The organism is Paenibacillus solisilvae (assembly GCF_042656405.1).
In the GTDB taxonomy this organism is placed as follows: domain Bacteria; phylum Bacillota; class Bacilli; order Paenibacillales; family Paenibacillaceae; genus Paenibacillus_Z; species Paenibacillus_Z solisilvae.
The window spans coordinates 135,563-160,236 of the sequence record NZ_JBHSOW010000032.1 but is presented as its reverse complement, the minus strand read 5'-3'; the positions used below and the strand labels follow the sequence as shown (position 1 = coordinate 160,236).

24 protein-coding genes and 2 pseudogenes are annotated in these 24,674 nt (G+C 46.6%); 11 read left to right on the top strand and 15 right to left on the bottom strand.

What is annotated here, in order from left to right:
* Positions 1-218: 218 nt before the first annotated feature.
* Together ACFPYJ_RS09665 and ACFPYJ_RS09660 are read right to left on the bottom strand one after the other, a co-directional pair.
* Positions 219-1,739: pseudogene (locus ACFPYJ_RS09665) on the bottom strand (spore germination protein).
* 5 nt (positions 1,740-1,744) lie between these two features.
* On the bottom strand, positions 1,745-1,870 hold the full coding sequence (locus ACFPYJ_RS09660; RefSeq protein WP_379187900.1) for a hypothetical protein: 126 nt from the start codon (positions 1,868-1,870) through the stop codon (positions 1,745-1,747).
* Between the two features lie 588 nt (positions 1,871-2,458).
* Between ACFPYJ_RS09660 and ACFPYJ_RS09655 the strand changes: the two genes are divergently transcribed.
* The 7 genes and pseudogenes from ACFPYJ_RS09655 (at position 2,459) to ACFPYJ_RS09625 (ending at position 10,295) form a co-directional block, all read left to right on the top strand.
* Positions 2,459-3,205 (top strand): YveK family protein, encoded by a 747-nt coding sequence (locus tag ACFPYJ_RS09655; protein WP_379187899.1) that lies wholly within the window; start codon positions 2,459-2,461, stop codon positions 3,203-3,205.
* Positions 3,186-3,827 (top strand): CpsD/CapB family tyrosine-protein kinase, encoded by a 642-nt coding sequence (locus ACFPYJ_RS09650; protein ID WP_379187898.1) that lies wholly within the window; start codon positions 3,186-3,188, stop codon positions 3,825-3,827. Before ACFPYJ_RS09655 ends, ACFPYJ_RS09650 begins: the two co-directional genes overlap by 20 nt.
* 28 nt (positions 3,828-3,855) lie before the next feature.
* Positions 3,856-5,202 carry an O-antigen ligase family protein gene (locus ACFPYJ_RS09645; protein ID WP_379187897.1) on the top strand — a complete coding sequence of 449 codons (1,347 nt, stop codon included), beginning with the start codon at positions 3,856-3,858 and terminating at the stop codon, positions 5,200-5,202.
* 41 nt (positions 5,203-5,243) lie between these two features.
* The gene (locus ACFPYJ_RS09640) at positions 5,244-6,998 is read left to right on the top strand and encodes a right-handed parallel beta-helix repeat-containing protein (protein WP_379187896.1); all 1,755 of its coding nucleotides are present in this window, start codon (positions 5,244-5,246) and stop codon (positions 6,996-6,998) included.
* Between the two features lie 239 nt (positions 6,999-7,237).
* Positions 7,238-8,134 (top strand): annotated as a pseudogene (locus tag ACFPYJ_RS09635) (SDR family oxidoreductase).
* A 122-nt stretch (positions 8,135-8,256) separates the two neighbouring features.
* Positions 8,257-8,811 (top strand): GMC family oxidoreductase, encoded by a 555-nt coding sequence (locus tag ACFPYJ_RS09630; protein WP_379187895.1) that lies wholly within the window; start codon positions 8,257-8,259, stop codon positions 8,809-8,811.
* 125 nt (positions 8,812-8,936) lie between these two features.
* Positions 8,937-10,295, top strand: coding sequence for a hypothetical protein (locus ACFPYJ_RS09625; RefSeq protein WP_379187894.1), 1,359 nt, complete (start codon positions 8,937-8,939; stop codon positions 10,293-10,295).
* Positions 10,296-10,433: 138 nt separating this feature from the next.
* Here ACFPYJ_RS09625 and ACFPYJ_RS09620 read toward each other — a convergent pair whose 3' ends face one another.
* From ACFPYJ_RS09620 to coxB, 12 genes are all read right to left on the bottom strand, one after another.
* The gene (locus ACFPYJ_RS09620; RefSeq protein WP_379187893.1) at positions 10,434-11,768 is read right to left on the bottom strand and encodes an ABC transporter permease; all 1,335 of its coding nucleotides are present in this window, start codon (positions 11,766-11,768) and stop codon (positions 10,434-10,436) included.
* Positions 11,761-12,663 carry an ABC transporter ATP-binding protein gene (locus tag ACFPYJ_RS09615; RefSeq protein WP_379187892.1) on the bottom strand — a complete coding sequence of 301 codons (903 nt, stop codon included), beginning with the start codon at positions 12,661-12,663 and terminating at the stop codon, positions 11,761-11,763. Before ACFPYJ_RS09615 ends, ACFPYJ_RS09620 begins: the two co-directional genes overlap by 8 nt.
* An 8-nt stretch (positions 12,664-12,671) precedes the next feature.
* Positions 12,672-13,571 (bottom strand): ABC transporter ATP-binding protein, encoded by a 900-nt coding sequence (locus ACFPYJ_RS09610; RefSeq protein WP_379187891.1) that lies wholly within the window; start codon positions 13,569-13,571, stop codon positions 12,672-12,674.
* 21 nt (positions 13,572-13,592) lie between these two features.
* On the bottom strand, positions 13,593-13,979 hold the full coding sequence (locus ACFPYJ_RS09605; RefSeq protein ID WP_379187890.1) for a GntR family transcriptional regulator: 387 nt from the start codon (positions 13,977-13,979) through the stop codon (positions 13,593-13,595).
* A gap of 49 nt (positions 13,980-14,028) precedes the next feature.
* Positions 14,029-14,751: a hypothetical protein gene (locus ACFPYJ_RS09600; protein WP_379187889.1), complete on the bottom strand. Its 723-nt coding sequence runs from the start codon at positions 14,749-14,751 to the stop codon at positions 14,029-14,031.
* Positions 14,752-14,939: 188 nt separating this feature from the next.
* A complete protein-coding gene (locus tag ACFPYJ_RS09595; protein ID WP_379187887.1) occupies positions 14,940-15,212 on the bottom strand; it encodes a hypothetical protein in 273 nt (90 codons plus the stop codon).
* 21 nt (positions 15,213-15,233) lie between these two features.
* Positions 15,234-15,689 carry a DUF420 domain-containing protein gene (locus tag ACFPYJ_RS09590; RefSeq protein WP_379187886.1) on the bottom strand — a complete coding sequence of 152 codons (456 nt, stop codon included), beginning with the start codon at positions 15,687-15,689 and terminating at the stop codon, positions 15,234-15,236.
* A 47-nt stretch (positions 15,690-15,736) separates the two neighbouring features.
* Positions 15,737-16,642: a cytochrome c oxidase assembly factor CtaG gene (ctaG, locus tag ACFPYJ_RS09585; protein WP_379187885.1), complete on the bottom strand. Its 906-nt coding sequence runs from the start codon at positions 16,640-16,642 to the stop codon at positions 15,737-15,739.
* A gap of 87 nt (positions 16,643-16,729) precedes the next feature.
* The gene (locus ACFPYJ_RS09580; RefSeq protein WP_379187884.1) at positions 16,730-17,047 is read right to left on the bottom strand and encodes a cytochrome C oxidase subunit IV family protein; all 318 of its coding nucleotides are present in this window, start codon (positions 17,045-17,047) and stop codon (positions 16,730-16,732) included.
* Between the two features lie 3 nt (positions 17,048-17,050).
* Positions 17,051-17,671 carry a cytochrome (ubi)quinol oxidase subunit III gene (locus ACFPYJ_RS09575; RefSeq protein ID WP_379187883.1) on the bottom strand — a complete coding sequence of 207 codons (621 nt, stop codon included), beginning with the start codon at positions 17,669-17,671 and terminating at the stop codon, positions 17,051-17,053.
* A complete protein-coding gene (gene ctaD / locus ACFPYJ_RS09570) occupies positions 17,668-19,572 on the bottom strand; it encodes a cytochrome c oxidase subunit I (RefSeq protein WP_379187882.1) in 1,905 nt (634 codons plus the stop codon). Before ctaD ends, ACFPYJ_RS09575 begins: the two co-directional genes overlap by 4 nt.
* Positions 19,573-19,583: 11 nt before the next feature.
* Positions 19,584-20,633: a cytochrome c oxidase subunit II gene (gene coxB / locus ACFPYJ_RS09565; RefSeq protein WP_379187881.1), complete on the bottom strand. Its 1,050-nt coding sequence runs from the start codon at positions 20,631-20,633 to the stop codon at positions 19,584-19,586.
* A 351-nt stretch (positions 20,634-20,984) separates the two neighbouring features.
* Here coxB and ACFPYJ_RS09560 point away from each other — a divergent pair, with 351 nt between their 5' ends.
* Positions 20,985-21,722, top strand: a complete 738-nt coding sequence (locus ACFPYJ_RS09560) for a hypothetical protein (protein ID WP_379187880.1) — start codon at positions 20,985-20,987, stop codon at positions 21,720-21,722.
* A gap of 139 nt (positions 21,723-21,861) precedes the next feature.
* On the opposite strand, the gene rbsK is transcribed toward ACFPYJ_RS09560, so the two are convergent.
* Entirely contained in the window at positions 21,862-22,794 is a 933-nt protein-coding gene (gene rbsK / locus ACFPYJ_RS09555; protein ID WP_379187879.1) for a ribokinase, read from the bottom strand.
* Positions 22,795-23,043: 249 nt separating this feature from the next.
* Here rbsK and ACFPYJ_RS09550 point away from each other — a divergent pair, with 249 nt between their 5' ends.
* From ACFPYJ_RS09550 to ACFPYJ_RS09540, 3 genes are all read left to right on the top strand, one after another.
* Positions 23,044-23,262, top strand: coding sequence for a hypothetical protein (locus ACFPYJ_RS09550; protein WP_379187878.1), 219 nt, complete (start codon positions 23,044-23,046; stop codon positions 23,260-23,262).
* A 106-nt stretch (positions 23,263-23,368) separates the two neighbouring features.
* A complete protein-coding gene (locus tag ACFPYJ_RS09545) occupies positions 23,369-23,758 on the top strand; it encodes a DoxX family protein (RefSeq protein WP_379187877.1) in 390 nt (129 codons plus the stop codon).
* A 137-nt stretch (positions 23,759-23,895) separates the two neighbouring features.
* Entirely contained in the window at positions 23,896-24,672 is a 777-nt protein-coding gene (locus ACFPYJ_RS09540) for a pirin family protein (protein WP_379187876.1), read from the top strand.
* Positions 24,673-24,674 lie beyond the last annotated feature (2 nt).

Below are 24,674 nucleotides of genomic sequence, written 5' to 3'. Positions count from 1 at the left end.
ATCACCCCAAAATGAGCCTTTTGGAGCTCAATTATGCATGTATAACTGGAAATTTCCAGTATAGCGCTCATTCGTACATCCTAAGCCCGAAATAGCTGTAAAAATCCAGTATAGATGCCCATGCGTCATGCGGTTGACTGCCGACACCTATCACCCCGCTGCGCCGGATCTGTGCATGGTGCAGAAGTAAACCGCGAATGCCAAAACAACGCAGCAAGTCATTCACACAAGTGTAATACGGGTTTGCCCCAAAATCTTCTTCGTTTCATCATCATGAGCGGCACGCGCAGCATGAAGTCCTTCCAGTCGCTTAAACGGTAAGGAACAGCCGGAGTAGTATAATTAACGCCAAAGCTCTTTAATTTCACCAAATGACTGCATAAGAAGAGGAAAAATAACGTCACCCCAAACAATCCGAACGTTGCCGCGCAGATCATTCCTGCAAACCTTAGAATCCGCAGGGTGATACCTGCGCTATATTGAGGAATAGCAAAGGATGAAATCGCGGTTACGGCTACGACGATAACCAGAATGGGACTGACAATGCCTGCTTGAACGGCAGCCTCCCCGATAATAAGACCCCCTACGATTCCCATCGCAGGACCGATCGGTTTGGGCAGCCGAAGTCCGGCTTCACGCAGGATTTCAATCGATATCTCCATAATCTTGGGCTTCGACAAGAGATGAGAACGGCACCCCTTCACGCGTTCCAATGATCGAAATGGCAAGCTTAGTTGGAATCAAGCCGGGATGGAACGAAATAAAGGAGATATACAGGGCGGGTCCTAATAACGAGATAAATGCGGCTAGAAACCTTAATAGCCGCATCAGTGTTCCCGGTACCCACCGTTCATAATAATCCTCAGGTGATTGAAGCAGCATGCTGAACGTGACTGGAACGATGAGCGCAAATGGTGTCCCGTCAAGCAGAATGGCGACTCTGCCCTCCATTAATACGCCGATTACCCGATCAGGCCGCTCCGTATTCTGAACCTGCTGGAATATGCTCAGATAATTATCCTCAATCAGCTGCTCAATATACCCGGATTCAGGAATATGGTCCATATCAATTTTATTGATTCTTCGGGTTATTTCAGCAACCAAATCCGGATCGGCAATATCCCCCATATAAGCCATAACAAGATCGATGTGTGCTCGCTTGCCGACTTTGAAGCCGGTTAATAATAAACTGCTGTTCTCGCCATGGTGGCGCAATAACGATGTGTTATCTTTAATACTTTCCGTGAATCCAATCCTCGGACCGCGAATTAACGCCTCAGAGATCGGCTCTTCAATATTGCGCGATTTGCCTTTACAGTTCCAAGAATGAAGGCTTCCAATATACCTTCGAAAATAATTGCGGTTGCTCCTAGTAAGACTTTGGATACCATTTCTTTTAAGAATACGGTCTCGCTTATTTCGCATATGGTCAGGACTTGATTGATAATAAAATCTTTAGAAATGATTACGTTCCCATCTGAAGCTTGCAGCCTCTCAAAGCTAAAATCGCTTATTAACGATCTCAATATATGCTTGTCGATAAGTTCCTTGTCAGATAACCCGTCCACGAACAACAGAGCCGCTTTAACGCCGATCCCGCCGAGGAGAAATTCACGAACATGTACGTCTGTATGCGGTGCGACAGCAGTCTTGATAGAAAGAATATCCGCAGAATAATCGCCGGTTAGGCGGTATTCAGGGTCAACTGTCCATGGTTTGGCGGTGTTGTCATTACGCATGCTGTTCACTCTTCCTCTGCATTACGGATCCATTGAAAAAACTTGAAAATCATAAAAGGCACGATAAACGTGATCGCTGCCTGCATGCAAACCATCCCGTTTGGAATATAGGAAAAGATCGTCCTCCACATATGAATCCTCCCCTTTCACACCCTGCAGCCGATTGTTGAAAAGATAACAGAGCTACGAATCATCTTTGCCATCATTATAAGCTTTTAAAGAACCGAAGCGCTCAAATAGGCCGTCCAAGATGTATAAACTCACCTGCTGGGACCGCCTTAGATTCATACAAAAATCTCTCTTTAGGCGGCTGGCAGATTGCCTTAAAATCTCCTTCATGATGAGACTGACCCGCCACCGCCATCCCGCGGCGCCGTATTTCATGATCTCCTTACCCCATCCGAAAACGAGAAAAGAGACGGACATTCGACATGAAAGGAATGAAAAGAGGAAACTCAACCATTACATCGCCTCATTCGACAAAATTAGAAGCGCTTTGCAAAATAAATCTCCCCTTAATCGACAGGTATTTTGGGATATATTGGCTATAATAGGCCGAATGATGCAAATTATTTTATACTTTATTCAAAAATTACAAATATCTTACACATTAATTTGAAAACATTTCCTCAAGAACCGACATAACCCAGCAAAAACGAACCGCATCATTTGAAGAATATTTCCGTTTACCCATTTTGAATCATGAGGAGAGAACGATCGTGGAACTTAAATATTATTTCAGGCTGTTTCAGAAGAAGCTGTGGCTTATCGTACTAATCGTTATGATCGCTTGCGCTGCGACAGGCATTCGAAGCTACTATATGGTCACTCCGGTTTATACCGCTGCCGTGAAACTGATCGTCAATCAACCGTCCAAGAGCAGCAAAATGGGTACAGATATCAAAAAAATCCAGACGGATATGATGCTGATTCATTCGTATAAAGAGATTATCCACTCACCTGCCATCCTGAATAAAGTAGTCGAGCAATACCCCGGCCTCCATGCCAGCACGCGCGAACTGTCCAGAGTTTCCGTAGCAGCAGCGGACAATTCTCTACTCATGAGCTTAATGTACACCGATACCTCCTACGAGCGAGCGGTCAATAACGTCAATGCGATCTCAAACGTGTTCAAACAGCAGATCCCCAAGATTATGAACATAGATAACGTAACCATTCTTGCAGAAGCCAACCTAAACGGATCGCATGTTCCGATAAACTCAAACCCGCAAATGGATATTCTGATTAGTCTTTTCATCTCCTTGATGTTTGCAGCAGGACTGGTGTTCTTCCTCGATTATATGGACAAAACGTATAAGTCGGAGGCTGATCTCGAAGCCGATCTCGGCCTGCCCGTGCTGGTTTCAGTGATGAAGATGAAGAAGCAGCGCCGGAAACGTAAACGTCCTTACGCAGCATCCGACAGTAAGGCAGGTGGAGAACAGTATGCGACAGTTAGCCAATGAAATTAACTTAATTACGATTAACAAACCGAATTCACCGATCTCTGAATCCTATCGGAAGCTTAGGACGAATATTCGTTATGCATCCGGTAATCCGGTCAAAGTGATCATGATTACCTCTTCCGGGAAGGGAGAAGGGAAAACGACGACCGTCAGCAATTTGGCGGTTACTTTCGCACAAGAAGACAAGAACGTGCTGATTGTGGATATGAACTTCCAAAACCCTTCGGTGCATCGGATATTCAACCAGCCGAACAGTACCGGTTTGACCAGCATTTTGACGGACAAGCATACCTGGCAGGAAGTCGTGAAAGATACACCGATTCATCATTTGTTCCTCATTACAAGCGGACAGCTGCCTGCCATTTCGTCCGAATTGTTGAGGTCATACCGTATGTACCAGCTCATGGATGAGCTTCGGCTGCATTACGATATCATTCTATTTGATGCACCTTCAGTTCTAGAGGCAGCGGATTGCCTGACAGTCAGCGCTATATGCGACGGGGTCGTTATGGTGGTCATGGAAGGGAAGGAAGAAAAAGAAAGGGTCAAACAAGCAAAGAAAAGCTTGGAGCGTGCCCATGCACGGATTATCGGAGCCATCTTGAATCATACCGGTTCGTAAGACAATACAATAAAAAGGGGAAAATAGTATGAATGTATGGATGTATATCGCGGCTTTCTTATTTCCGCTTGATAACTTCCCGCTTATGTTCGGTCAAGCCTATAAACCTATCTCATTGTTATTTATCGCTGTATACTTTATATTGAATCTGCCTTATCTATTTCGACTCCGATACCGGGCAATCGAATTGTGGATTGCGGTTATTTTTATCACTATCGTTTTGTATACGGGTTTTCAAAATGTGAAAATGCATTATTCTTTCATCGGGTTAATGGACGCGATTTCATCACTGGGCGCAGGACTGCTCGTCTACTTAAGCTTTAGAATATTCATCTATCGCAATAACAAGGATGCATCGTATCTAAAGCTCTTTAAATATATTCTGAGAGGCTATGGAGTAGCGATTGCAGTAGGCGTCCTTCAGCTGATCTACATTTATGCCTTCAGAAGCGGAATGATCAGCACCCTAATCGATTTGTTTGTAAACCGTGACATTTACCGTGTGGCGAACAGGGTTCATTTTACTTTTTCGGAGCCTTCCTATATCGGATTGCACACGAACTTATTTCTTATACCCGCTTATTTGATCCTAAAGAACAAGAACTGCTTATCCAAACTTGATAAATGGATTGTTTTTTCCTTTATTCCCATTTCATTATTCTCGCTGTCGATCCGGTACATGATTGATTTGCTCGTCTTGTATATCGTGTATGTATTCGTCACTTCAAAGGCGAGAGAAGGCTTTAAGATCATTATGAAATTGACGGCTATGGCAAGTATAATCGCCGTCCTTCTAAACGTCATTTTTGTACAAAACATCTTTCATTTGAAGGCAGACCATTATCACCGCATCGCGAACATGATGAGTAATCCATCGATAATATCGAAGGATATTTCTTTTAGTATCCGTTCCACGTATTCTGAAATTGGATTGCGTGCATTTTTGGATAACCCGATGATCGGCTATGGTTTAGGGAATTTCTACTATGGCTACATGAACCATCTGGATATGGTTCCACCAAGTTTACTGAAGAAGGGAAGCGAATTTAGCCAGGCAACGACTAATCTATCTCTTCCGCAGTACAATATGTACACCCGGTTATTGTCCGAATTCGGACTTATCGGAATGCTGCTGCTGATGGCAGTAGCTGCTCTTTTTCATTCCTTTAAAGGAAGAAACTTTGCTAAGATGATCATGGTGCTTCTTGCCTATTCGCTCATGCAATTCGACTCGTTTGCGTTTATTCAATTAACCTTCTGGCTTGCCTGCTTTCAATCCGGATTTATCTCACAGCTGCAGCTCGACAGGTCAAGTCAGAAGGAAGGCGGTAAGGTTCCGGCTGCCTTCGCTTCAAAGCCGGCGATTATTACGTAATCATAGATACAGCAGCTATCCATGATGAGAAAGGAGTAAATATGAAGAAATGGACGGCATTTGGCATCGTATGTGTTCTCATCTTTATGATGTTTACCATTACGGCATCCGCTACGACGACGGGGAAAGTGGAAACCGCCAGCAACCGGATGGAAGCCAGCCAAACCCTGCTTGTGAATAGCGAAATACAGGATTCAGTTAAAAAGTATCTCTCCGATGCTCCAGTGGAATATGCAAATGTATTTAATGTCAAAAGCAACAAATTCGGCGCTGCCGGCAACGGTAAAAAGAACGATACGGCTGCGATTCAACTTGCGCTGAATCAAGCCAAAAAATCAGGCGGCGGGGTCGTATACCTTCCAGAAGGAACTTATGTGGTATCGAACAATCTATATATCTATTCGGGAACCAAAGTCATGGGGGCCCGTGCTAAAATTACGAAAACCAATACGAAAGCAGATTTCGCTGTCTTGGTCATAGCGGCCGGGCAGCACAATGTTGTGGTTGAGGGGCTGTGGTTAAACAATACGCAGACAGCCGGCAATATCAGCATTGACATTCATAAGAATGTAAACAATGTATGGATAATGAACAATACGTTTACCGGTATCCATTCACAAGCAATCAATATGAACAACCCCGGTATTGAACATGTGCAAATTAGCGGCAACCACTTTGAAAAGGTCTCCTATGGCCTGCTGACCAATAAAATGGCCGTTTCTATCAAGGATATCCGGGTGATTAACAACCAGTTCATTGATATCTACAGCGACGCTATAGAGCTGAATCATCCCGGTCAGGCGAATGAAGCAGAGGAACATTTCGTGATTGCGGGAAATTACATTTCGGTCCCCAAAGGGCTTGGTAAATCGAAAATGGCGGGATTCGGGATCGGAATTGCAGGAGCGGACAATATCACGATCACGGGCAACGTCATTGAGAAAACCCGTTACGAAGCCATACATATCGAAGGTGGCGCCAAATATCTGAATATCATCGGCAACATTATTGACGGGGTTGAGAACGATCCCGATGTAAACCTGAACTCCGGAATCTATATTATTGATGGAAGCTTTATAACGATTTCAGGCAATAACATCCATCATGCCTATAACTATGGTATTCATCTGGAATATGCAGTCAATCACAACGCCAAGAATATTATCATCAGTGACAATACGGTTACCGAAAGCCGCAAAGGCGGGGGGATTCGTATTGCCGGTATGTCCGTTGATTCTAACCTCATCCTCTCTCAAAATATAGTGACGAATAATACCGGAGACGGTATTCAGGTTGACGGCAGCATCCGCAACCTGAAAATTACAGATAATATTGTAAACGATAACTCCCGGTATGGTTTGTTCTTTAAGAAATCCGGCTTTGGATGGTACATCTCCGGGAATACCTTATCCGGTAACAGCGCCGGAAATATCGGCACAGGCGAAGGCTTTATTACACCGGTCCCACTGCGTGACCAGAGTGCGGCCATAACTGCTGTTCTAAACAAAGCAAACGACAATACCCCGTGCAAAGACGTATTTTCGCTTGGAACCGGGGCGGAAGGACTGCTCTACTTAACGGCGAAACAAGGAGCGGCTTATTCGACGAAGCTGTACCGCATCAGCTGGGATGGTACTTTACTGACTCACGAACTGGTTTCCCATGATCATCAAGGCACCATTCAAGCGTTAGATCCGGTTATGAATGGCAAAAGCCTTCAAGTGCAGGCTTCCAGCGGACAATCCGGGAGTATTGAAATTGAAGCGCAGTTTGAAGGATTAATTATGCTGAAGTGAGTCATCGGCAAGCGCTTCCCTGCTCGCAGCAGATGTTATTTCATTGAGCGGAATGTTCGAGGACTGGATTCTTAAATGCAGCCATAGCTTCACCGCTTTCGGCGGTAGATGATTTTTTTCTTTCATCTACCGCTTTTTGCTTTGTTCAATGCAAATCGATATAGCACATGAGATCATATATTCTTTAATATACATAAACCGTTGAACCTTTTTACAATATCCCTTGGGGAGGAACTTTCATGAGTATGTTCCCAGTATACGGTTGGGTAAACAAATGCAAGAAGTTGGCGGTGTATTTCCCTAAGCAATTTCAACCTCAACAACCAGGTATTGAATCGCTGATGATCCCAAGACCCATTTCAGAGAACCCCCGATATAAAGGATCGGGAAAATTGAAAAATAAAGTCATGCTCATTACTGGCGGCGACAGCGGAATCGGACGGGCGGTTTCGTATCTCTATGCTAAGGAGGGGGCGGATATCGCCATTGTTTATTATAACGAGCACAGCGATGCTGCAGAAACAAAAGCGAGGATCGAACAAATCGGGCAGCGCTGCATCACGATTCCAGGAGATGTCGGCGATGAATTGTTCTGCCAGAAGGCTGTCGCACAGACTGTCAACCATTTCGGGCGCCTTGATATATTAATAAATAATGCCGCCATGTAGTTTTATCAGGAAAGCATTGAGCACATCACGACTTCGCAGCTGGAATTCACGTTTCGAAACAACTTTTTTTCGGTTTTCTTTCTGACCAAAGCGGCCCTTCCTCATCTTAAGCCCGGCAGCTCCATTATTTCGACCTCTTCCAGAACCGCAAACTCCGGATATCAAACCTTAATTGATTACGCATCTACCAAGGGAGCGATCAATACCTTTACCCGTTCCATGGCCATGTCTCTTCTCCCTCGGGGAATCCGGGTCAATGCGGTAGCCCCGTCATCGACGTGGACACCCATTATCCCATCTTCCATGCCTCCGGAGGCTTATATGACGCTGGGAAACGAAATGCCGATGGGAAGACCCTCTGAGCCTTTTGAGCTTGCGCCTATATATGTTTATTTGGGCTCGGAGGACTCCTCTTATGTCACCGGACAAATTTTCCATATTAACGGCGGGGATTATTTGGGGCAATAACAAATCCGGCGAGGTGGTTATGTTGCGGGCTAATGCGGATAAGGAGCAGAGCAGCGATATTGGAATATCCAGACCGAACTGGATACCGACAACACCGCTCAAAAGCATGAGTCAGACCGAATATGACGTCCTTCGTCGGCACGGGGGCAGGCGGAGGAGCAGCTCTCTGGCGGCTATGCGAGCAATGGGGGAATAACGGCAAGAAAATCGGCGTTATCGAAGCCGGCTTTGGGCGGAAGGATGCTTGCGTGGAATGCGGTTACGCCGCGCATGTACATGACAGAGCAGGATTGGCCTTTCCCGATTCGGGAAATGGAGTTGTATTACAACATCGCTTTCCCAAGGTGGAGATCCATTATTCCAATACTGCGGAGGACCTCAAGATTCTCGACATAGCGGAAGAAGCGTTGAACAGATTTGCAGCCGCGCTTGGTTTCGGTACGACTCATTTTGGGCGTCAGGCCATCGTCGCTGGCGACCATGAATCCTGCACATGCCGTATGGGCGACGACCCCGCAACCTCTGCTACGAACCGGTTTGGACAAATTCACGGCGTATCCGGGTTATTCGTTGCAGATAACAGCGTTCTCCCTTATCTGAGGTCGGCGAATCCTACATTGACCACGGTTGCTCTTGCCATACGAACAGCGGATTATATCATCCGGACAACCGCATAAGCTTTCCAAAGAGCGCATTGAACAATTGTTTTTGATAAAAAGATGGTACATTTCAGCAAAGACAGAAAGCAGGGATGCTTATATATTAAAGATAAATCAAATCCGTAAAGAAAGAGGGCAGTATCATGAGAGTAGAAATAGATAATCTAGGCATCCCTCCATTAGCTGGCCTGTGCAGCTATGACGAAGCTTGTAAACCTGGTTTTTCTATCGATGACAATGTAGCCTTATTGAGGCGGTTCAACTATGTAAAAACACGGCTCCATGCGATTTATTCCGCTCATATTGCCCGTACGCCGGAATGGGAGGTCAAGAGCGCATTCAGCTTGCATCTGTGGCTGGATGCGGAACACGCGGCGTCCCTTCGCAAAAGAGTGTCCGAAATGCGGGAGCCTCCGCTTTATTTGGACAAAGTACCTGACCCTGGTCTCGAGAAGCTGATGGACGAGTTGATCCGGTCGGATACTACGATCGAGCTGCTCACGGGAATTTATGCCGTCATTAAACCCGAAATGATCCGCTCGATCCGCAGGCACTTGGAGGAAACCAACCCGTTAACTGATCAGCCAACCTGCCGGATCTTAAAGATCATCCTGCGCGAAGAAGAGGAGATGCAGGCTTGGGGTGAACAGGCGCTGGCCGCTTTGACGCGCGAAGCGAATGATGCCGCTCTCTCCCGGCATTGGCAGGAGATCTTACGATTCTACCTGCTTGATGCAGGAGGGATTTTCGGGGATTTACTGAAGCCGGAGATGCAGCATCCCGCTGAACCCCGATCGGACGGAACCCGTTACGAAATGGATGCGATGCCGCGGCGGGACGAGCGGTTTACCGATCCTTTTAACCGCTCTGCCGAAATCGACGCTTATTATAAAGACGAGAACCGGGAAAGCGATGAACGGACGTACGCCCTGCTCTACAAAAGACTTCGCGAAATGGACGTTCCGGAATGGATGGGGCCGATCCTCTACAAAACGACGGGAAAACCGTGGGAGTATTACACAGATATCTCCCGGCAATTATGGGATGAGGCACGTCATGCAATGATGGGTGAGGTTGGCTTGTATGCGCACGGGGTTGCTTTTTACAAATATCCGATCGATATCAGCTCGTCTGTTTCCCTCAATACGAGATTTGAGCCGTTGGAAGCGCATACAGTGCTTTGGGCCATCGAACAAGGCTTAATGAACAAGAACACGGGCAAACGTTGGGAATGGCAAATCGCCCAAAAATCCGGCCATGAGCTGGCGACCCTGTTTCAGGATTACGATTGGGCGGATGAAGTGCTTCACTCTCAAATCGGCCGCAAATGGCTCCTTCCTGAGTATGGCAGCCTCGAGAACATGCAGACGCAGGTGGAGCCGCTATGGGTCAAATGGGGCGACGGGTCCGGCAATACAAAGCACGTCTCCAATCATAAGCCTTGGTGGAACGATTTTGTCCAGGAAATCCGGGAGCGCCGCGACGGAACACGCCAAGCCTGAGGCTGGTCTGATCAAGAAGTCCCTTAAAAGCAGTCACAGCTGGAAGTAGCCAAAACAAAAAACGCCGTATTTCGGCGTTTTTTGTTGTTCATGGTCATTACGTACATCATGTACATACATCTTTTATAACGATAATATCTAAATCTTATAAGCCTTCATCGCTTTGCGCAGCTCCTTCATCGATGGCTTCTTGCCATACATCAGCACACCCGTACGGTAGATCTTCGCAGACAGCCAGCCTGTGAACGAGATCGTGATGATCAGAATCGCAACAGACAGCCACACCTGCCATATTGGCGGATCCGATAAGCCCAGCCGAACGACCATGGCATAAGGCGAGAAGAACGGAATGAACGATGAGACCTTGATCAGCATCGAATTGGGATTCGACAATCCGCCAAACATACAGATATAGAAGCCTGCCAGTGACAGCATCGTAATAGGCATCACCGCCTGCCCCAGATCCTCAGTCCGGCTCACGATCGAACCGACTGCAGCGAACATCGTTGAGAAGAGAAAGTATCCGGTTAAGAAGAATAGAATCGCATAACACAGAAGCACCGGATCAATATTGCTCAGCTTGATATCGAACTCGCTAAGCTTGCTGGCATTATGCGGCATCGTCATATTAACAACAATGACAATGACGTAAACAGCCAGCTGCGTCAGAACGATCAGGAACATGCCTGTTATTTTTCCGAACATCGCTTTGAGCGGGGAAACGCTCGTAATGAGAATCTCCATGACCCTTGAGCTTTTCTCGGCCGTGATTTCACTTGCAATCATCTGCCCGCTAATCATGATCGCCATGAACAGCATGAAGATAATCACATACACCAGTGCCATATCCATTCCCTGCTCACCCTCGGTCTTGCCGCTGCCGATTGAACCAGCGCCTTCAGTTGCTGAAATTTGCACCGTATCCAGCTGAATTGGGGCAAGAAGCAAATCCTTTTGCGCCTGGCTGAGGCCGGAATCCTGCAGCACGCCCTGCTGCTTCACCCACAATAAGGCCGTTTGCAGGGATTGCGAGGTTTTCACGTCCATAAGCGCTTCGGACTTGTAGGTCACACTTGGGAAGCTGCCATTCGTACCCTCTGCGAATTCGATGTATCCTTTAATTGTGCCGTCAGCTACTGCCTGCTTGAGCTCCTTCTCATTCGCATCCGCAGTACCTGCATCTGCAAAGGATTGAATCTCAATTTCCGGCTTCTCCTGCGCTTTATAATATTGATTCAACAGGCCGACTATTCTGCTCCCTGTATAAAAGTCTGATCTCGTCTTGTCCTGGGTTTTGTCCACATAACCAATCGATGTCGCCTTACCTTCACCGCTGAACTGCGAGATAATATAAGGTAAATTAATGCCAATGCTGATAATAACTGCAATAATAATGGTCGTAATCAGAAAAGCTTTCCCTCTGAGTTTATTCTTCACCGTGAATCCGACTACCGTAGCAAATCCATTATTCATGATTCTCACCTACCGTCTTAATGAATATTTCATTCAATGTTGGCTCAAGAATTTCGAAGCGAGTCACATTCGTCTGCGCCAGCGCATGCTCCAATATTGGACGGCCTGCTGATTCGCTATTGATAAACAGCTCATAGCCGTATTCATGACGATTGACATTGCTTACACCGTTGATCCCGGCAAGCCCTGACACATCGCCTTCCGTTGCCAGAATAACGCGCTCACGCGGGAACTGCTTCTTAATGGCTTTCAAATTCCCCTGCAGCACCGGATTCGATTTATGCAAAATAGTAATATTGCGGCAAAGCTCCTCAACATGCTCCATTCGATGCGTGGAGAATAGAATGCTTGAGCCGGAATCACGGAGTTCCTTCACCGTTGATTTCAACAGCTCGACATTGACCGGATCGAGGCCGCTGAAGGCTTCGTCCATGATTACGATTTTCGGATTATGAATGACCGCCGCGATAAATTGAATCTTCTGTTGATTCCCTTTAGAGAGCTCTTCAACCTTCTTGCCGTAATACTCCGGAACACTGAACCGGTCCAGCCAGCGCTTTAAACTGCTGTCTGCATCCTTGCGGGACATTCCCCGCAGCTGCGCAAGATAGAGAATTTGGTCGCTTACCTTAACCTTCGGATACAACCCGCGTTCCTCCGGCAAATAACCCAAACTCTTCAGCTGATCCGCACTATAGTTCTTCCCGTTATATCGAATGCTGCCCCCATCCGGGTAAATAAGCCCAAGCACCATACGCATTGTTGTTGTTTTGCCTGCACCGTTAGCACCGAGCAAACCATAAATCTCACCCTCTGCTACTTCAAAGCTGATACCGTTTACTGCCGTCTTATCCCCATACTGCTTCATAACCTGGTCCACCTGCAAAGGTTTCATTGTAATCATCAGACTCCTCTCACCTGTTCCAATAGTCGTTGCAAAATCTCGTCAAGCTCCAGCTTCTGCTGTCCGATTACTCGAAGCTCCGAGGTCTCAAGCCAGCTTTGCGCTTCCTGCGCTTGACCGGTCACCACTTTAAACATGCTGCCGCCCGTGGATTCTACGCTCTGAAAACCAGGAATAGCCCTCCAATCTACATGTCTGTTATCCCCTGCATCCAAATAAAGTACATACCATGACTCGAGCAGCGTATCCTTCTCGTACATCCCGATGACTTTGCCTTGGATAACAAACACGATGTAATCTGCCAGCCGCTTGACCTCGTCTACAATATGAGAAGCCATGAGAACCGTCCGGTCACCCTGCTCCATGTAGCGGTGAATAACTTCTATCATCGTCTTCCAGGCGATGGGATCAAGTCCCGAAGAAGGCTCATCAAGCAGCAGCAGCTCCGGGTTATGGGCCATAGCCAAGGATATATCGTACTTACGGCGCATCCCCTTCGACATCCTGCCTAGCTTGCGCGAGGTATCTACTTCAAATCGGCGGAGCAGCTCCTGATAGCGGTTAACATCCCACTGCGGATACCATTTTCTAACAAAATCCGTCTTCTGCTCTGCTCGGAGATGGTCCTCGATATCGATCGCTTGCTCCGGCACATAACCAATTTTCTGCTTCAGCAGATGATCATCATTTACTCCGACCTTCTCACCGAGAAGCTCGATTTCTCCAAGGTCCGGCTTGGTTAAATTAAGCATCAAGCGAAACAATGAGCTCTTGCCGGAGCCATTCGGACCGATAATCGCCGTCACATACCCCTTAGGAATAACCAGCTCGATAGGTCCAAGCTCAAACTGCTCCCTCTTCTGGACAAGTCCAGTAATCTTAATTGCAGGCTGTTCCATTCATACGCCTCCCCAGTTACCCTACTCCGGTTTACGCTCCAGCAGCTCCTGCAGCAATTCCATCATCTCTTCATCGCTGCATTGAACGCGTCTCCCCGCATCAACCGCTTGCTCCATCGCTTCCTTCACAGCACTCAGCCTATGCTTATCCCGCATCTCATCACCGACCTTGGCGATGAAAGTGCCCGTTCCTTGTCTCGTTCGCAGCAGCCCTTCATTCTCTAAATCCTGATAAACCCGCCTGATCGTAATGACACTGCATTTCATCATCTGGGCTAATTCACGTATAGACGGCAGCAGAGTTCCTTCCGCCATTTGACCGCTCACTATGCTTGCACGGAGCTGAACCTCGATCTGATGGTATAACGGCTCTGCGCTTTGTTCGTTAATTTGTATTGGAATCCACACCGTACCACCTTCTTGTCTTCGAGATCATCAGACTCAAGCATCCTGCTTCTTAACTCATTAAATTCCTTACAGCCAGCTTGCTGCGTATCCATAGCCCTGCTGCAACCGTCACCCCGGAACCTATCAGAAGCGAGCCTATCGGCCAAATCACTTCTTGATCCTGTGCAGCCTTAATCGTGCGGAATACAATCTCCATATCTGTCAACCAGCTTATTAGCGAGATAGCCGCAAATCCTACTATATATCCAAGACAAACCGCGAAATACTTCTTGCCGCTTAGCAGCTGTTCAAAGATTACATACGTGGAGCCTATAGCCAGTGCATATCCGATCCATATCAAGGCGAAGAATATATATTCACCCGTGGTAACCAACTTGCGAAGCTCATCGAGCAGCAAATACTGCGAAACGAAGAAATATGCGCCTACAATCGTCAGCACAGTGATCAGCTGAAGCATTCTTGAAATCACGATAGATGTTAAACCAATAGGCAGTGTCCGCCAGTAAGCGATCTTTCGGGTAAACGGATCTTTCTGCCAATATTTCAGATACGATCGATTCATCAAGAATCCCATATTGGGCAGAATCGTCAGATAAAGTAAATCCCCAACCCACCGAACGTTATTCGACGTTTTATTATCTAATAACTCCTTGAACAACGGCATCATTACGATGCTGATATAGGTGAAGAAAAGCATAGTAATGAGCAGTCCGAGCCACGATCTGCGCAACTCATACTGGAATAATAGTTTTGCTCCCTGCCAGCTGGTCATCTGGCCACCTCCACACTTTATACTGTATATATCAATATACACAGTATACTCACAGTATTATCCATTGTCAACACCTGGAAGATCAAGATATTCTAAAGAAAAAAGCTGTATCCATCGTTGTCTGGAACAACGAGGATACAGCTTCTTTTCATACCATTCAACATGGCCATATACAGCGTAGCAACATTCTATTCTTGGCTCTCTAACGCATCATCAATTGCATCGATAAGTTGATCAAACAGCTCATCATCTTCCTCGATAGCCTTTTCCACCGCGAAGATTTCTTCTTCAGTTCCCGATTCATTAGCGAAGCTAAGACTGTAGTCCCACATCTTGCCTCTCTTGGTCAGCAGCGTGATTTCATACGGCTGTTTATGGCCTTCCACCTCAAAGACGACTTGCCCCCGGTAGTTTTCGTCCTCATCCTGCGTCACTGATTTGCTCAAAATCGTAATGTTCATGATCGTCCTCCGTATTCACGATTAACCGAATAATACATCTAATACCGGTTTGGTATGACCGCCTGGATACATGAGATAGAGCAGTACATAAACCGTGACACCCGTAATAGCTGTAAAGAACCAGACTACGGACGTCACTCGGCCCCATTTACGGTGTTTGGCAAACTTGCTGCGGAATGCGAGCGTAAGAGTCGTAATACCAAATACGGCACCCACAGTTGCTAGAACGATATGAAAGAATAAGAAAACCAGATAATAGGGCTTCATCTCATCCGAGCCGCCCCAATCTGTATTTCCAACGAAGATCGTCCGTGAAACGTAGATAATGAAGAACAGCAATGCCGAAGCTGCTCCGGCGAGCATAACCTTCTTATGAGCTTCCAGCTTTCTCTTTATCGCTAAACTCCAGCCAATTGCCACGAGTATCGCACTCAAGGCTATGAATGAAGTACTGATTGCAGGTAAAATATCGTACATTGACAAGGGATATCCCATCCATTCCTACGAAAATCATATTCTTGCCCTTAACTTAACACCCCAGCTTCAGCATCCGGAAGCGCGTCATCAGAATCAGCATGCTCTTTCTTATACCAGTTGTAAAATACGTAAGCCAGTATAGCTCCGTACATCACTTCTTGAACAAGCTTCATCACGATTCCGCCAAGCTGCTGATCTTCTGCCGGCTCCATGAGATTAAAGAAGGATGGCCCCGTGAATTTTGCCAGCATAACGCTGGGATCACCGGAAACGCAATAACCCATTGCTTGTGCCCATACCTGAGGATCGTTATAGGTCGCATACATCGACGTGCTTGAGAAAATAATAAGCGCGCAAGCTGGTGTCAACAGCATTCCATTAGCGAATATATAAGCCATTTTCCTCAGATCGGTAAGACGGTTCCATTCCGGTACTGGACAAGCAATTTGCCACCACATCATGAAGGATGTGATAAGAAGGACCAAGTAATAGATTCTGTGAATGACAAAATGTGTCATTACATAGTCATGAACCCCTGGTACATGATAGATCGAGAACAGCATATTGAACAGAACAAGCGTCAAGATCGGATGCATCGCCCAAGAGAGCTTCTTCCATGCATTTCCTGAGAACATCATCCGCCACATAAACTGCGGAATACCGAGCAAAATCATTGGCGGTACAATCAAATACGAAATCGACATATTCGCCATATGGAACGTAAACATCAAATGCCCGAGCAGTTCAAGCGGTCCACCCTGCACAAAATAATAAAGCACGACACCAGAAACGAACAATGACTTTTGCATCGCTGTAGCACGCGGTGCATTCGGCACATGCTTTTCTCTCCACGGTCCGGCCAAGTAGAAATATAGTATGACAAGCGCTGCCATAAAGAAGAAAAACCATGGGCTCCATAAATCTTCAAAGCTGAAGTATTGCAATCCGAGCATTATGGTACCCCTTTCCAAACAGACTAGAAGCTATAACAAAAGAGGGGGCCGGCAATGGACCACCCTCTCTTCAGTTTATAACCCGTTTTACCACCAAGCCCAATATTCGGCCATGATAACAATTGTGAATACAACGAACACACCCATTAGAATACCAACGATTGGGAAAATATGTCCGCGATCCTTCATATGCATCCAGAACGACATTTGAATAAATACTTGCAAAAGCGCCATAAAGACCAGGAAGATGTAGATAAACGTTGTATTAATTTCTCCTGCAGCAACCATCGCAAACGCGATGATTGTCAACAGAATCGAGAAGATAAAAGCAACGATATGCTTACGCGGTCCTTCATGTTTATGGCGCTGACCCTGCTCTTCGGCAGCTGAATGTTGATTGGACATTCGTTAGCCCACCTTTCCCATCAAATAAACGACAGTGAAGATGAAAACCCACACAACGTCGATAAAGTGCCAATACATACCGGCAACATACAGCTTTGGAGCTGTTATGACGTTCAGACCTTTTTTGAAAACTTGTGCAATTAGAATTGAAATCCATATGACCCCGAACAATACGTGAGCACCATGGAATCCAACTAAGGTGTAGAAGGATGTACTAAATGCACTGGTTGAGAACTTATGACCTTCACTGACGTACGTATTAAACTCGAAAATCTCAAGGCCAAGGAACCCTAGTCCGAGAATAACGGTAATAACTAACCAGCCGATCATAGCTTTTACTTTATTGGTGTGCATCGATTGAATCGCGAACACACTTGTCAAACTCGATACTAACAAAATGAAAGTTGCTGCTGCGACCATTGGAAGCTCGAACAATTCCTGCGATGTCGGATTACCGTCACCAACCTGATGGCGAAGGGCCAGGAACGAGGAGAACAACGTTCCGAACAAGACCGTTTCACCGCCAAGGAATAACCAGAAGCCGAGCACCTTATTACGGCCTTCGAGAGTAGCTTTCTCCGGCTCATGCGGCAGTTGGCCGTCTACGTGTGAATGTGTGCTCATGCTTTAACCCCCTTGTCGTGCAGTTCATCCGGCTCGATATGGAAACCATGATCGTCATATACCGAACGAAGGAACATACAAACAAACGTAATTAGCAATCCGAAGCCAGCGAAAATATGTTTGTTAAAGATTGTCGCTACGAAGCTGTTGGAATAAGTTCCATCCGCATACATAAGTCCCATACCTGCAATGAACAAGCCTACAGACATGAAGAACGGAAGAATGGATGGTGACGGCATATGAATTGAACCAAGCGGCTCAGCAGGCGTCATACCGCCCTTGCCTTCCATTTTCTCTTTCCAGAATGCATCATAACCGCGAACCAGCGGAGTTTGAGCAAAGTTGTACTCTGGTGCAGGGGATGCGATCGACCACTCAAGCGTACGACCATCTTCCCAAGGATCATTAGAAGCATTGCGGGGTTTAGCCGCTGTTACTACGATATTGATCAAGAACACAATTGTACCGATACCCATTAAGAAAGCACCGATTGTACTGATTAAGTTCAAATTATTGAATCCGAGTCCATCCAAATACGTCCAAACACGACGCGGCATCCCCATAAGTCCAAGGAAATGCTGTACGAAGAACGTTAAATGGAAACCAAGGAAGAAGGTCCAGAAGCAGATCTTACCGAGTGTTTCATCAAGTACGCGACCGAACATTTTTGGCCACCAGTAGTAAAGACCTGCGAATAAGCCAAGAATCAAACCACCGACGATAACGTAGTGGAAGTGAGCAACAACGAAATAGGAATCGTGATACTGGAAGTCAGCAGGCGCTGCCGCAAGCATAACCCCAGTTACACCGCCCATTACGAAAGTCGGAACGAAGCCTACTGCAAACAAATTAGCTGTAGTGAAACGAATCGAACCGCCCCACATCGTAAACAACCAGTTAAAGATCTTGATACCTGTCGGTACAGCGATCAGCATCGTTGCAATCGAGAACAACGCGTTCGCAACCGGGCCAAGCCCTGTCGTAAACATGTGATGCGCCCAAACCATGAAGCCGAGGAATCCGATCAGCACGGTAGCGAATACCATGGAGCTGTATCCGAAGAGACGCTTACGTGAGAAGGTACTGATTACCTCAGAGATAACCCCGAAGGCCGGAAGGATCAGGATGTATACCTCAGGATGTCCGAAAATCCAGAAGATATGCTCCCATAGAACCGCATTACCGCCGTTGCTGACTTCAAAGAAATTACCCATGAATAGACGGTCAAACATCAGCGCCACCAGACCAACTGTTAGGGCCGGGAAAGCGAATAGGATCAAAGCCGAAGTAATGAAAGCCGACCATGTGAACATCGGCATACGCATGAAGCTCATGCCTGGCGCACGCATATTAATGATTGTCGCCAAGAAGTTAATACCGCCGATCAAGGTTCCGATACCGGCAATCTGCAGCCCGATAACATAATAATCAACACCGTGCCCAGAGCTATAGGTCGTAGTCGCAAGCGGTGCGTACGACGTCCATCCAGCATCCGGAGCACCTCCGGCAAACCAGCTGACATTCAGCAAAACTCCGCCTGCAAAGAATGTCCAGAAACCAAGTGCATTAACGAAAGGAAAAGCTACGTCCCTCGCACCGATCTGCAGAGGCACAATCGCATTCATTAACGCGAATATAATCGGCATCGCAGCCAAGAATATCATCGTCGTACCGTGCATCGTCAACAATTCGTTGTATGTATGCGCCGCTACGAAGTCATTCAACGGTTTCCATAGTTGAATCCGGATAAGGATTGCTTCCAAACCACCAACGAGGAAGAAGAATCCGCCAGATATCAAATATAGAATCCCGATTTTTTTATGGTCAACCGTTGTGAGCCAATCCATCAGGCCACTGTAACGCTTAACCGCATGTGCATGAGCCAAAGTAGGTACCTCCATTCCGTGAGTAATTATTTCTCGTAATCAAGCTTCAATCCAGCCAAGTACTTCGAAATGGCATCGATTTGCGGTTGAGTCAAATCAACCTTCGGCATCAATGTGCCCGGTTTAACCTTCTGAGGATCAGTGATCCATCTCTTCAGGTTTTCCTCGACTGTACCTTCATTCTCGTACTTCGCATCATCTGTATTAACTAAGATACCTGCTACAGCCTGACGGCCGCCGATACCAGTCAAGTTCGGATACAATTGACCGCCGTTTGCTCCAATCGCATGACAAGACAAGCACTGACTATTCAGAACATCAGCAACTTCTTTGTCTGCCGGAAGCGCAACAGGGCTCTTCATCGCTGCAACCCAGCGATCGAATGACGCACGATCAACAACTTTTACTTTAAAATCCATCAAGGAGTGAGAAGGTCCGCAAAGCTCGGCGCATTTCCCTAGATAAACGCCCGTCTTAGGCGCTTCAAAGTACATGATATTAACGTTACCGCCTGGATTGGTATCCGTTTTACCTGCAAGTGACGGAATCCAGAAGGAGTGAAGAACGTCAGCCGTCTTCGCTTCAATCGAAATGATAGCGTCATTAGGAATGAGCAGCTCTTGGGCTGTCTTTACACCCAGGTTCGGATATTCAAATTCCCACCAATATTGATGAGCGGTTACTTTCACTTGTACGGCATTTGGATCTTTGGTGTGGTCTTCTGCAAGGCCAAACACAGTTTTAACTGTCGGTACACCAAGGATTATCAGAAGAATAATCGGTATAACGGTCCAGATAATTTCCAGCTTGTGATTACCTTCTACTTGGACTGGAATTGTTTTGTCGCCTGGACGGCGGCGAAAACGAACAATAACATACACTGCAATTGCAAAGACGACTATAACGACCAAAACCATAATGGCGACCGTTAATTTCATTAGTCCAAATTGTTCTTCAGCAACCGGTCCTTGCGGTCTTAGCGTCGACAGATCAGCTCGTCCGCAAGCTGACAGCAGTAACACCATTCCGGCAAGAAGCGGCAGTAGCCGTTTTAGAACGTGCCACCGATTCATCATCAATCAACCCCACTTTTTACGTTTTCGCAGCTGCCGTGGATGGCGCAAAAAGCGGCTAAGCTGCGTGATTTCCTTGATGTTTAGACAACTTCCGCAATCTAATCACTTTAATAAATATAAAGTTGAAGGTGCTATTTGTCAATGTTCCGGGGAGAGTTCACAAATTGTTCTCAAACCTGAAAAAAACCTGATTTTATCGCTTTTTTTGCTTGCCAAGTGCAGACTGAAAAGTACTATCTCTATCCTACATTGTGTGCAAAAACCATGGTCTTTTATGTATGAAGAAAGCATGCATATTTCATCTTTCGTCGTTCATCCTATAGGTAGTAAAACGGAAGGAGCCACCCTAACATGAAAAAACGAGCTGCTTGCCGAAACCTACTCGTATTTCTATCGGCTGTGACCTTGACGGGCATGACCTTAACCGGCTGTAATTATGAACGGAAAGTACAGAACAGCACATTTGACTATGGGTCTAAACGGAAAGGCGACCCTAAAATGCTCGGCAGTAAAATGTACGGCACAACGAGCAATGTACCCGGCCAGCATGATAATCATTGGCTGGAATACAGCTCTTTGCTGTCGACTGATGTCTCCAACATTAACGGTGTTGCCGCCGCCATCGTATTTCTTACAGACAAGAATGCCTATGCAGCGATATCTACCGATTGGACAGCCACGGGAACCCGCAAATCTGGAGGTCACGGTACTCGCGAACAAGATAATTCAGGCTCTACCGAAGGTGTTTACAACGTAGATACCGGGAGCCCCTATTGGAATAACCAGCGGATCGTTACGCCGTATAATTCCCAGCTGTCCATTAATGATCACAATGAAATCTCCAGCGAGCTTAAACAAACGATAGCTGTTCATGTCCGCAGGCTTGCACCTGCAGTGCAGGAGGTCCATATTTCTGCCAATAAAGAATTCAACAACCACATTATTCAGTATGCGCAGGAAGCATGGGCCGGACGTTCACTCACCCCTTGGCTGACCTCATTTAACAAGCTGGTCAAGCATCAATTTGTTGGCGGACACGATGTTCCCGAGCCGATCGACATTCAGCGCAAACGTTCCAGGCCGGAGTAACTTAGCTTATCCATACCCTCACAGTAAGCAAAACAAACAAGAGGACAACCTCTGCAAAGACGGAGTCCTCTTGTTATTTTGCAGTTTCAAAAATGGTTTTGAAAAATCGCTTCTATTAACATAGCAATTTTGATGCGGTTCACTGGACCTGCTGCAAAGCAGTCCTGACCTCTGCATCCGTCGGCATTCCCGCTTGAGCACCGAACTTGGTTACAGAAAGCGAAGAGGCAGCCACAGCATATCTGATCGACTCGGAAAAGCCGTGTCCTGCCGCTAAGCCGGAGCATAAGGCGGCATTCAGGCAATCCCCCGCTCCGGTCGTGTCCGTCACTTCAACTTGGAGAGTGGGTATCGTTATCAGCTGCCCTTTCTCGATATAGGAGCAGCCTATAGAACCGCGGGTTACGGCAATCCGATTCCCGTACGTTTCCTCCCATTTAAGCATTTGAACCATTAGCTCCTCATCTGCTGCATCTGGCGAATGATTCGAAAGAACGGCAAACTCTGTCTCGTTAGGCGTAAGAATGTCCACGAGCTCCAGCAATTCCTTGGGCAGCGGCTCAGAAGGCGCCGGCGCCGGATTGAGCACAGTAACGGCGCCAGCGGCTTTGGCTATCTCTAACGTTCGCTTCACAGCATCCAGTGGGATTTCCAGCTGCACAAGAACGACAGCTGCACTTGAAAGATCCCCGCTATAGTCAGAAATACGATCCGCTGTCATACATCCGTTCGCCCCCGGAACAATCACAATGCAATTATCTTTCGTCGTATGCAGAATCGTTGCCGTCCCCGTCGATTCCCCTTTCAACCGTCCAACCCGATTTGTCTCCAGCCCAAAGCCCTGCAGCTGCTCTATAATCTGTCCTCCGAATAAATCATCCCCTACTGCACCTATCATGACCGTTTTTGCCCCAAGCTGCGCACAGCCTACTGCTTGATTGGCGCCTTTGCCGCCTGGAACATAATGAATGGCACTCCCTTGCACCGTTTCACCAACAAGAGGCATCCGTTCAGTCGTAACAACCAAATCCATATTTAAACTGCCTACCACCACAACAGTTGAACGATTCATCCTAACTCCCCCATTTCCAAGTAGCTGCTTCTTCTCTTGCATAATAACATAGGAAAAAACGGGGTGAAAGCGGTTAAACCAAATCCCATTACAATACTGTTATCTCATAGCCGCGAGGAAATTTGCCTTTAAGTTAGTGAAGCGTGGATACCAACCGTCTTATTAAAATAAAGTACTTGACAGCAATCTTAATTTCATATATCTTTAAATTAAGATATTTGATATTAAGACAGAGCTGAGGTGAAAACCGTGTCAAAAGATCCGCATAACGTAAAGGTTGCCAGACTGACTCACAGAGTAATTGTCGCGGAACAAACCGATAATGGAAAATCATTTATGGACGAATCCCTCCCTCACCACACACTTGCAATCGAACAGGCAGTGAGTGGTTTGTCTTTTGAGGATCACATACAGGCGATTCATTTGTTAAAGAAGCTTGGCATCGCAGCTCAGGGCAGCTTCACTTAGCAGGAAGTTAAGAATGAATGAGAAGAAATGATCTGGCAGTTGATTTATTTCATCTTTTATCTTAAAATTAAGACACTTAACATTGAAAAAACGGAGGAATTGTATTATGTCTATCGCGTTGGGGTTATTAATTATCCGGGCTGTATTCGGACTGATTTTCGTAGGACACGGTGCACAAAAGCTGTTTGGTTGGTTTGGCGGATACGGGCTAAAGGGCACTGGGGGTTGGCTGGATTCGATCGGCATTAAACCAGGCGTCCTCGCAGCATTTATGGTCGGATTGTTTGAAATTATCGGAGGCTTATTATTCGTGCTTGGTTTATGGTTGCCTTTTGCAGCCGTCCTTATCGTTATCTTAATGATTGGGGCCATCATCTCCGTTCACTATAAAAACGGATTCTGGGTTACCCAGAACGGTATTGAATACAACATTGTTATCATTGCCATTGCGGTCGGCATCGCCCTAATCGGCGCAGGCGATTATTCGATCAATTAATTACTGCGGAGGTTTTGAGTGTTTGAGCGAAAATCTACATTAAAATTACTGCGGAGGTTTTGAGTGTTTGAGCGACTTTGGTGCGCAGCACCACGGGAGCACAAACACCAAAACCGGAGCACCTAGGAGGAGTTAATATGCAAACCCTTGTATACGGGCCGACACTTCAGGCAGTTGGAGCTTTTGATGGAGGTAAAATTACGGAGCAGAAACCGATTGGGTTTCCAGGTGAAGGTTCCGCATTGAAACGTCTGGGGCCTCTCTTCTACTGGGCTTGGGCGCACTCCGAGGTGGAGGGTTCAATCCCTCTCCATCCCCATCAAGGTTTTGAAATTATGACTTATGTGATCTCAGGAAGAGCCGAACATGGAGATACGCTGGGCACGAGGAGTACAGTTGGGGCTGGCGGGGTGCAGTTGATGCAAACCGGCTCCGGCGTCAGTCATAAAGAGCGCATGGTCGGGCCCGATATGGAAGCTTTCCAAATCTGGTTCGAGCCGTATTTGGAAGAAGCTTATCTCCGGAAACCAACCTATATTCAATATGAGCATGAGGATTTCCCGATCAGTCAAGGGGAAGGCTTCGTTCAAAAAACCGTAATTGGAGAAGGCTCACCTATTCAGATCGTTGCCGATGCGCAGATGTGGGATGTTGAGATCGAGCCTGGTGCAATCTATTCGCATCCCATTGCCAATAATCGTACGCTGTCAGCTTTAGCAATCCGGGGCAATGGTGTCTGGACGAACGGTTCGGATATAGAGCATCGTACAGCCTTCCAGCATAAAGACTTCGTCGTTGTCCGTTCTGACCGTGAGGGGTCTGTTACGATTGAATCGACATCCGATATCCCTTTACGTATAGTTCTTATCGATGTGCCGACAACGGTCAATTATCCGCTGTATCCAAAACGTTAAGA